The 10,211-nt window shown below is 65.2% G+C and carries 8 protein-coding genes; 6 read left to right on the top strand and 2 right to left on the bottom strand.

The genetic code is table 11. The features are described from left to right. Nucleotides 1-338: 338 nt before the first annotated feature. Entirely contained in the window at nt 339-1,763 is a 1,425-nt protein-coding gene (locus tag F7D09_RS10745; protein ID WP_152235483.1) for an ABC transporter substrate-binding protein, read from the top strand. Nucleotides 1,764-2,096: 333 nt separating this feature from the next. On the opposite strand, the gene F7D09_RS10740 is transcribed toward F7D09_RS10745, so the two are convergent. Continuing rightward, complete coding sequence (locus F7D09_RS10740; RefSeq protein ID WP_152235482.1) at nt 2,097-2,861, bottom strand: type III pantothenate kinase; 765 nt, start codon at nt 2,859-2,861, stop codon at nt 2,097-2,099. A 215-nt stretch (nt 2,862-3,076) separates the two neighbouring features. Here F7D09_RS10740 and F7D09_RS10735 point away from each other — a divergent pair, with 215 nt between their 5' ends. From F7D09_RS10735 to F7D09_RS10715, 5 genes are all read left to right on the top strand, one after another. Beyond that, nucleotides 3,077-4,762: an ABC transporter substrate-binding protein gene (locus tag F7D09_RS10735; protein WP_152235481.1), complete on the top strand. Its 1,686-nt coding sequence runs from the start codon at nt 3,077-3,079 to the stop codon at nt 4,760-4,762. Nucleotides 4,763-4,813: 51 nt separating this feature from the next. Then, nucleotides 4,814-5,791 (top strand): ABC transporter permease, encoded by a 978-nt coding sequence (locus F7D09_RS10730; protein WP_152235480.1) that lies wholly within the window; start codon nt 4,814-4,816, stop codon nt 5,789-5,791. Between the two features lie 252 nt (nt 5,792-6,043). Continuing rightward, complete coding sequence (locus tag F7D09_RS10725; RefSeq protein WP_152235484.1) at nt 6,044-6,877, top strand: ABC transporter permease; 834 nt, start codon at nt 6,044-6,046, stop codon at nt 6,875-6,877. Continuing rightward, nucleotides 6,867-7,646: an ATP-binding cassette domain-containing protein gene (locus tag F7D09_RS10720; RefSeq protein ID WP_152235479.1), complete on the top strand. Its 780-nt coding sequence runs from the start codon at nt 6,867-6,869 to the stop codon at nt 7,644-7,646. Before F7D09_RS10725 ends, F7D09_RS10720 begins: the two co-directional genes overlap by 11 nt. 14 nt (nt 7,647-7,660) lie before the next feature. After that, on the top strand, nt 7,661-8,464 hold the full coding sequence (locus F7D09_RS10715; RefSeq protein WP_193312457.1) for an ABC transporter ATP-binding protein: 804 nt from the start codon (nt 7,661-7,663) through the stop codon (nt 8,462-8,464). Between the two features lie 189 nt (nt 8,465-8,653). Here F7D09_RS10715 and F7D09_RS10710 read toward each other — a convergent pair whose 3' ends face one another. Then, on the bottom strand, nt 8,654-9,673 hold the full coding sequence (locus F7D09_RS10710) for a D-2-hydroxyacid dehydrogenase family protein (protein ID WP_152235478.1): 1,020 nt from the start codon (nt 9,671-9,673) through the stop codon (nt 8,654-8,656). Nucleotides 9,674-10,211: the final 538 nt, after the last annotated feature.

Raw genomic sequence — 10,211 nt, 5'->3', positions numbered from 1 at the left:
TCAGGTCCGCGACCTTCCTCATGAAACCGTCGTCGTAATGACGCCTGCGATCCCCACACATGAGAAACCGCACCTCCAATCATCGAATCTGCATTATCGCAGTCCAACAATCGGGGTGCAGTTCAGGTGGAGGGGGCTGTCAGCGTAGCTGACTGGGGGAGCGTTACGGCCGAAGGCCGGTCATGCCGTCTAGACCATCTTCGTAAGGCGGCGTTTTCCAGTTGGTTTCGTAGACTCGTGCATATTGGTCGGTGCCGCGGCAGCAGCCATCGCCGCGACCATGTCCATGACGACGTTTCCATTACGACGTTCGTCGGTGTTCTCGGAGGGCTTGATTCATGATGCTGGCATTGAAACGACGGGCAGGCGCCGTCATCGCCCGTCTGCTGGGTCTTGTCGGCGTAATCGCATTGCTGTTCCCGCTCGCCGCATGCACGCAGGACACCCGCACCCAGATCACCGTATGGTCATGGGAGCCGAGCATGAAGGCGTTGATCGCCGCGTTCGAGAAGGAGAACCCGGACGTCCGCGTCAAGCTCAACGACATGAGCGGTTACGAGCATCTCAACAGCGCGATCCAAGACGGATACGGCACGCCCGATGTCGCCCAGCTCGAATATTTCGCGCTGCCGCAGTACGCGGTCAGCGGCCAGCTCATGGACCTCACCGGCAAGGCCGCCGGCTACGACGGGTTCTTCACCCCCGGCACGTGGGCGTCGGTCAAGCTCGCCGGCCGCGTGTACGGCCTGCCGATGGACTCCGGACCGATGGCGTTCTTCTACAATGACGATGCGTTCCGCCAGGCCGGCGTCGACGCCTCGAAGATTCGCACGTGGGAGGACTATTACGAGGCCGCGAAGAAGCTGAAGAAGATCGGCATCTACATTGCTGCCGACGCCGGCGACGCCAGCTTCTACAACGCGATGATCTGGCTGGCCGGCGGGCGGCCGTTCCGTACGTCGGCGGACGGCAAGACGGTCAAGGTGAACCTCATGACCGATGAGGGCACGAAGACGTTCACAGCCTTCTGGCAGCGCATGATCTCCGAAGGCCTCGTGAACACGCATCTGCGGACCTGGTCGGACGGGTGGAAGCAGGCGATGGGTGACGGCACGGTCGCCTCGATGTTCGCCGGAGCGTGGATGCCGTCGCTGCTGCTCGCCGACGTGCCTGGTACGGCCGGCCTGTGGCGCGTCGCACGCATGCCCACCAAGACCGGCGCGGTGACGAACGCCGAGAACGGCGGTTCGGCACTCGCCGTGCTCAACACGACGCGCAAGCCGGAGGCCGCGTACCGGTTCGTGGAATTCGTGTGTCACAACAGGGAGGGCATCCGCATCCGCGTCGACGCCGGCGCGTTCCCCGCTGACGGCAGCACGCTCGGCAGCGCGGAATTCCTCGACAAGACCACCATCACCGCCGACAATGGCACGGCGGTCAGCTACTTCGGCGGCCAGAAGTTCAACACGGTGCTCGCTGAGGCGGCGGAATCGGTGTCCGTCGGCTACCAGTATCTGCCGTTCGAGGTCTACGCCCGCAACGACTTCCGCTCGGCGACGTCGGGCGCCTACGCCTGGGCGTCGAAGAAGCAGGCGTACGAGCAGCGCAAGGCGATGCGCGAGGCCGGCGTTACCAACGACGACGGCACCCCCATCGACCTGCCCGAAGAGCCCGGCATGCGCGTCACCCTCACCAGCGGCCTGGCCACCTGGCAGAAGGACCTCAAAGAATACGGCACCAACCAAGGCTTCACCATCGACTGACCCCGCTCGTCCCCGCTGAAGAAACTGCCGGCGGAGCGTCACTCATGACTGTCACGCTTGGCGAATCCGACTCTTGGCCCCCTCGGTGGAGGGCCGAGCCGTGAAGCAGACAGCGGAGCTGTTTGTAGGTGAGGAGCGAGCGACAGCGATCCAGTATTGAGCCGGCCGAAGGCAATCCTGAATTGCAGGACGCTGGCACGGCCGTAAGTGGCCTGACCCGTTTCTTGGCCCCCTCGGTGGAGGGGGCTGTCAGCCGTAGGCTGACTGGGGGAGCGTCCCGCGGCCGCAGGCCGCCGAAAACACGGCATCGTGCGAAGCGCGATTCCGCCATCATCACCGGTTGCGGTCGTAGATCAGTGACATGCCTTTGAAGATCAGGTCCGGGTCGTACACGTCGATCAGATCGGTGTCGCCCTCGAACACGCGGCCCAATCCACCGGTCGCCACCACTTTGAACGGCTCGTGCAGCTCGTCGTGGAACTGGCGGATCGTGCGCTCGATACCGCCGAGAAAGTTGTAATACAGTCCCGCCTGCATGGCGGTCTTCGTGCCGGTCGCCAGAATCGATTTCGGCTTGGTGATCTCCACTTCCGGCAGCTGTGCGGTCTCACCCCATAGGGCGGCCGCCGCGGTGCGGATGCCGGTGGTGATCAGGCCGCAGGTGATCGTGCCTTTCGCGTCAACGTAGTTGAACGTGGTCGCCGTGCCGAAGTCGGCCACCAGGACCGGGCCGCCGTACGTGTAGTATGCGCCCACGCAGTCGGCGAGGCAGTCGGAGCCGAGCGATTTCGGATCGTCGATGCGGATGTTGATGCCGGTGCGGATGCCCGGCCCCACGACCATTGGGTTGAGTCCGAGGAACTTGATGATGCTCGATCGGAACGAATGCATGACCTTCGGCACCACGGAGGCGATGATCACGTCCTCGACATCGTCCGGACGGAACCCGCTCAGCGACAGGAACTGCGTGATCATCAGACCGTATTCGTCCGACGTGTGGTTCGATTTCGTCGTAATGCGATACGTGCCGACGATGCGCTCGCCGTCCAGGAATCCGATGACGATATTGGTGTTGCCGATGTCGACCGCGACCAGCATGATGACCTCCCTACCGCAGGATGGAGCGGGCCGCCGGACCGACGCCGAATGCGCTGGCGGGCTTGCAGCCCCGTCCTGATGTCTGTTCCGTCCCATCATAGCCGCGTGCCGACGCTCCCGTACGCACCGACGGTACAATGTCGTATGGCGGTCGACCCTCGGGCGGCCAGCCGAAACGACAATACAACGCAATACAGCATTATCAAAGAGGAAGCATGGTTCACAACAATGGTGCGCACGGCACGGCCGGCGCAACCGATGACCAGACGAATACGACGTCACAGGACACGACGTCACCGAACTCGCGACCGGATACCGCCAGCACCGACAGCTCGCTGGAAGGCCGCGCGAAGACCCGCCGCACGTCCGGCGCACGATGGATATGGGCGGCCGTCGCCGTCATCGTCATCGCGGCGGTCGTGCTCGGCCTGTCGATCTTCTCCGGCCGCGGCGGCGACCAGACCACGCAGGGCAACGCCTCGCAATCCGCAGGCGCCGCAGACACCGTGACCGTCGGGCTCAAACTCGCCCCCACCAACCTTGACATCCGCAACACCGCAGGCTCGGCGATCGACCAGATCCTCATCGGCAATGTGTACGAGGGGCTCGTCGCCCGCGACGAGAACAACAACGTCGTCCCCTCGCTCGCCAAAAGCTGGGACGTGAGCGCGGACGGCCTGACCTACACGTTCCATCTCAACGACGGCATGACCTTCTCGAACGGCGACACGCTCGACGCCCACGACGTGGTCTGGTCCATCAACCAGCTCATCAAGAACCAGTACCACGACGCCGAATCGGTCAGCATGATCTCGAGCGTGGCCGCGGACGGCGACGACACCGTCACCATCACCCTGAAGACCGCGAACTCGAACCTGCTGTGGGTGCTGACCGGCCGCCCCGGCCTCGTCTTCGACGAGGACGCCACGTACGACGCGAAGACGCAGGCGGTCGGCTCCGGCCCGTTCACCGTCGCCAAGTTCGTCGCCAACGATTCGATCACGCTCAAAGCCAACCCGAAGTACTGGGGGACGCACAAGGCGAAGACCCCGACCGTGGTCGTGCGGTACATCGCCGACGACAACGCCGCCGTCAACGCGCTCAAATCCGACGACGTGCAAGTGCTCGCCCCGATCAGCGAGAACCTCGCCAAGCCGTTCGCCGATGACGACCATTACGTCGTCAAGGCCGGCGACGACACCGACAAGTACGTGCTCGCCTTCAACGGCGCCTGCGAGAAGACCGCCGACAAGCGCGTGCGTCAGGCGATCCGCTACGCCATCGACCACGAGCAGATCATCGCCTCGCGCGGTGGCGCCGACAAGGCTCTCGGCGGCCCGATCCCGTCCCTCGACCCCGGCTACGAGGACCTCACCTCGCTTTACCCGCACGATGTCGCCAAAGCGAAGTCGCTGATGGCCGAGGCCGGCTACTCCGAGTCGAAACCGCTCACCCTCACCCTCACCTACGCGAACACGTACGGCACCGAGCTCGGTGACCAGCTGCGTAGCCAGCTCAAGCCCATCGGCATCGATCTCAAGGTCAACGTGGTCGAATTCTCCACCTGGCTGCAGGACGTGTACACCAACAAGCAGTATGACATCTCGCTCGTGGACCACAACGAAAGCCACGACTTCTACCAGTGGGCCGACCCGACCTACTACTACGGCTACGACAACAAGGACGTGCAGGACCTGTACGCCAAGGCCATCGCCGCCACCAGCGACAAGGAACGCGACGAGCTGCTCGCCAGGGCTGCGAGAACCGTCTCCGAGGACGCTCCCGCCGATTGGCTGTTCAACTACCGGGTCACCACCGCGTGGGCCAAGGGCGTGACCGGATTCCCGGTCAACCTCAACCAGACGCTGCTGCCGCTGTACGACCTTGCGTACCGGCCGTGACGCGCGGCCGGATGCCCGTACCATGATCGACTGAAGCCTAGCGAGGAGCCTATGCGTTTCGTCATCCGCCGTCTGCTGCTGTTCATGGCGGCACTGTTCGGCATATCCGTGTGCCTGTTCGTCGCGTTGCGCATCCTGCCCGGCGACGTCGCCTCGGTGATGGCCGGACTCAACTCGCCACCCGAACGCGTCGCCGCGCTACGCGAGCAGCTGGGTCTCAACCGGCCGCTGGTCGCGCAGTACTGCGACTGGATCGCCGCGCTGTGCCGCGGTGACTTCGGCACGTCGATCCTGACCGGGCGTTCGGTCGGTTCGCTGGTGGCGGCGCGGGCGTCCGTCACGTTTCCGCTGATCGTCATGGGACTCATCGTCGCCATGGCGGTCGGCATTCCGCTCGGCTGCGCGGCGGTGCTGTGCCGCAGCCGGGCGTTGCGTTCCGCGTTCCACATCATGTCGATCATCGGCGGTTCGGTGCCGGCGCTGTGGGGCGGTCTGCTGCTGATCCTGCTGTTCTCGCGTGGCAGCGGACTGATCGGCGTCTTCCCATCGCAAGGCTTCGCGCCGGACGGGTGGGCAGATTCGGGGCGAGCGTTGGCTTCGCTCGTGCTGCCGGCGCTCGCCGTGGGGCTTATCGTCGCCGCGGGGCTTATGCGGTACACGCGGGCGGCGTTGGGCGACCTGGCGTCGAGCGGCTATGTGGCGATGGCCATGGCGTGCGGGATGACGCGCACCGAGGCTGTGCTGCGCGTGGGGCTTCGGCTCGCCGTGCCGCAGCTGGTGTCGGTGGTGGGGCTCACGTTCGCTGAGATGATCACCGGCGTCATGGTGATCGAGAACCTGTTTGCGCTGCCGGGCATCGGCAACGGCCTGGTCATCGACGTGGGCAACCGCGACCTGATCGCCGTGCAGAGCGAACTGCTGATGCTGGCCGCGTTCTTCCTCGCGGTCGGGTTTCTGGTTGATGTGCTGCACCGGCTGCTCGACCCACGATTGCAGACTTCCGGCGATTCCGCCGCACAAGGGGGGTGACTCATGGCCAACGATGACATCGTGAACGGCGGCATCGCGGATGACGACCGGACATCCCGCCCCCGCACGCAAGGACTCCCGTCGGATGGTGATTCCGCCGCCTCCCGCCCCCGCTGGCGGGGGCTCTCGCGCAGCGGGTGGGGGTGGTCCCATGCCGCACAGTCCGAGCCCGCTTCGGACAACGCCCCCATCCCCAGCGGCCATCCCCGCTCCCTTCGCCCTCTGCGCCGCATCGCGATCATCCTGCGTAGCATGTGGCGGCACGGCGAAGGCAGGTTCGCGCTGATTGTCCTTGCCTGCTGGCTGATTGTGGCGCTCGTATCGCTGGTCTGGACGCCGTACCCGCTGCTCGTCACCGACGGATATCACGTCTGGAACGGTCCGTCCGCGCAGCATTGGCTGGGGACCGACGGCACCGGCGCGGACGTGCTCAGCTGGCTGATGGCCGGCTCGCGCACGAACCTGCTGATCGTCATCGCCGTCGTGGCGGTGACAGCCGCGTTCGGTCTGCTGCTCGTCGCCGCGATGGTGTCGCGCAGGAGCGCGCTTGCCAGCGTGTCCGTCGTGGCCGTGGACGCGCTGATCTCCGTGCCGACCGTGCTTATCGCGCTGATTCTCGCCGTGCCGTTGGGCGCGTCGATCATGGTGGTCGTGCTCGCCTGCGGGTTCGGTTACGGTCTCAACCTCGCCCGTGTCGCACGCCCGCAGGCGATGCTCGCCGCCAGATCCGCCTATGTGGAGTCCGCGCGTGCGAACGGGGCTGGCGGCTGGCGTGTGCTCGTCGGCCACATCGTGCCGAACATCATGCCGGTCCTGCTCGTGCAGCTGTCTTTGTCCGCAGGAACGGCGGTGCTGGCCGAAAGCGGCCTGACCTACCTGGGCATCGGCGTGCCGTCCGGTGTGCCCAGCTGGGGGCATTCGTTGGCCACGTCGGTGAAGTTCATCAACGTGTTCCCGCTCACCGTGCTGTGGCCGGGCCTTCTGGTGACCGTGGTCGTGGTCGCGCTGAACATCTTCGGCGACGTGCTGCGTGACGCCGCCGACCCGTTGACGAATCCGGAACTGCGAGGTGACCATGGGCGTTGACATGCAAGGATTGTCCGTGTCAATCGGCGGCACGGCGATCGTCCACGATGTGGATCTGCATATTGATGATGGTGAACGTGTCGGCCTGGTCGGCGCGTCCGGATCCGGCAAGTCGATGATCGCCAAGGCGGCGCTCGGTCTGCTGCCGCTTGACGCCCGTGCGCAAGGGGCGGTTCGTCTGGGTGATACTCAGGTCATCGGCGCCGACGAGCGCACGCTTGCCGACCTGCGCGGCCGGTATGTGGGCGCGGTGTTCCAGAACCCGGGGTCGTCGCTCAATCCGGTGTTGCGCGTCATCGACCAGATCGAGCTGCCGTTGCGTCTGCACTATGATCTGTCGGCCGGCGAACGTCGCGAGCGTGCGATGGCGATGCTGCACAAGGTGGGATTGGATGATGCGCTCGCCCGCGCGTGGCCGCATCAGCTGTCCGGCGGGCAGCAGCAGCGAGTCGGCATCGCGACCGCGCTGGTCACGTCGCCGCGTTGCATCATCGCCGACGAGCCGACCACAGCGCTCGACTCCATCACGCAGCGGCAGATCGTCGACCTGCTGGTCTCGCTGGTCGACGACGCGGGCGCTGCCATGCTGTTCATCACCCACGACTTCGCCGTGCTGTCGCGCGCCACCACCCGCTGCTATGTGTTGGACTGCGGTACGATGGTCGATTCCGGTCGCACCGCCGATCTGCTGCGGCATCCGGGTACGCCGCAGACCGCCGCCCTGGTCGAGGCGGCACGGGAGCTGACGTTGCGTAAGGAGGAGCGATGACCGCGTCTTCGATGATGGGGAAGCAGGCTTCAGCCGAGGCCTCGCCCGACCGGCCGATTGTGCTGGAAGGCCGCGGCATCACCAAGTCGTTCGGCCGTGGGCACGCCGCACGTCAGGTGCTGTTCGACGTCGACGTGCAGGTGCATGAGGGGGAGTGCCTCGCCGTGATCGGCGGCTCCGGCTCCGGCAAGTCGACGCTGACCAGGATCCTGCTGGGGCTGGATGCCGCGGACAGCGGAACGGTCCTGTATCAGGGGAGCGAAGTGCGCAGACGTGGCGCGGTCATCCGTGCGTTGCGTCGCGACTCAGGATTGGTGTATCAGGACCCGTACCAGTCGTTGGACCCGCGGTGGACGGTCGGCGATATCGTCGCCGAACCGTTGTCGCTGAGGCGGCTGGCCGTGGGACGCAAGGGACCCTACGGCCAGGTGTGTGAATCGTTGGCACGTGTGGGGCTCGATCCGCTCACGTTCCTGCACCGGTATCCGATGGAGCTGTCCGGCGGGCAGGCGCAGCGCGTGGCCATCGCCCGCGCCATCGTCACCGAGCCGCGTATCATCCTCGCCGACGAGCCGATGAGCGCCATCGATGTGCCGTCGCGTCTGCAGATCCTGCAGACGTTCGACGCTATCCGCCGCGACAGTCCGGCCACGGCGATCATCATGGTCTCCCATGATCTCGGCATCGTCCAGCACATCGCCGACCGCATCCTGGTCCTGCATGAGGGACGCGCGGTCGAGACGGGCGGCACCGCGCAGGTGCTCGGCTCCCCCCGATCCGCCTACACGCGCCAGCTCATCCAAGCCGCCTCCCTCTAGCCATGATTTCGCCCCCTCGGTAGAGAGCCGAGCCGTATAGCAAACAGCAGCGAGCCGGTATCGAGCCAACCGCAGCCGGCTGTCCCGGACTTGACCCCCTCGGTGGAGGGGGCTGTCAGCGAAGCTGACTGGGGGAGCGTCACCCGCGCACACATTGAATTGCAGGCTCCAGCTCCACCCCGCCACAGCTCACTTCACAACGTTATAATCCCCACCGGTGAAGAACGACGCCAGCGCGTCAACCACCTGACGGGTCAGGTTCACGCACGCCTCGTCGTCGCGCCACGCCACATGCGGCGTGAACACGATATCCGGCACCGCGCGCAGCGGATCGTCCGCAGGCAGCGGCTCCTCGTCGAACACGTCCAGCGCGGCGCGCACGTCGCCGCGTGCAAGCCGTTTCGCCAGTGCGCCCGGCTCGATGATCTCCGCGCGCGCCGTATTCACGAACAGCGTGCCCGGCCGCAGCCGCTCCAGCTGCTCGCCGGTGACGATGCCGGCGGTCTCGTCAAGCAGCGGCAGGTGCAGGCTCACCACATCCGACCGTTCGAACAGGTCGCCCATGTCGTCGACCGTCGTCACGCCCAGCTTCCGGGCGACATCCTCATGCACATGCGAATTCCACACCAGCGTCCTCATGCCGAACCCGTTCGCGATGCGCGCCATCGTCTGCCCGATGCCGCCGAACCCGGCCAGTCCCAGCGTCTTGCCGTGCAATCCGATGCCGTCCACGCCGCTCCAGCTGCCGGCTTTGACCTGAGCGTCGAGCTCGCCGACGCGGCGTGCGAGCTCCAATATCAGCGCCCACGCGTGCTCGGCGACGGCATGGTCGCCGTAATGCCTGACGTTGCACACGCGGATGCCGCGCTCGCGTGCCGTTGCCATGTCGATGTAGCTGGCCACGCCGGTGCCGCCGAATGCGAAGCAGCGCACGTGGTTGTCGACGGTGAGCGCGTCAAGCATATCGTCGGTCACATGCCAGCCGATCACGATGACCGCGTCCGCCTGTGCGGCTCGTTCGATGATGGTGGCCTTGTCGAGTGTGAAGTCACGGTACATGCGCACGCGCGCGATGTCATGGAGCAGGGGGAAGTTCGCGGCGAACGGCTCGATCATGGACTCCACAATCACCGGGGCCACGACGAGCGGCAGATCGGTGCGTTCGGGTTGCGTTTCGATCACGTCGCTATCAATGGTGTTCGTATTCATATGCATAGTGTCACATTAGGCCGTGCGGTGCCCGGAGGCAACGCGCTGCGGCATAACGCGCAGTGGCATGCAATGCGTTGCGTTATCGGCGCGCGGCGGTGCGGTGCGTGGGCGCTGGTCTGCTGCGTCGGGGTTGTGCGGAGGTGAACTGGAAGGGAATTGTTGACGATGATGTGCGACACGCCATGCTCAGATGGGTTTGTTGCTGCTGATTATGTGTTTTTGGTGGTTATGATGCTGGTGTGGGGCTGGTTTGCCCTGTTTGCGACACGCCGAGGGAACGGCTTGATGGTGCGGTTTCCCCGGGTTTTCGTGTGCCTTGGCTTGCGTTGGGGCGCCGGTGCGTGTATGTTTATCTCTTGCTGCTCAGCGCGGCGGGGTTTCCTCTTCTGGTTGGTTCGCCTCGTTGACGTGGTGGTGGTTTGAGAACTCAAGAGCGTGTTTGTACTGCTTTTTTACAAGCTTTTTTGATTGCCAGTCCATTGGCGGCCCGCCGGTTTGGTGGTGGGTGCCCGAGGGGGTTGAACGCCGATGGGGT

This window comes from Bifidobacterium leontopitheci, assembly GCF_009193355.1.
In the GTDB taxonomy this organism is placed as follows: domain Bacteria; phylum Actinomycetota; class Actinomycetes; order Actinomycetales; family Bifidobacteriaceae; genus Bifidobacterium; species Bifidobacterium leontopitheci.
The sequence above is the reverse complement of the archived record's forward strand: the minus strand, read 5'-3'. Positions and strand labels throughout refer to the sequence as shown.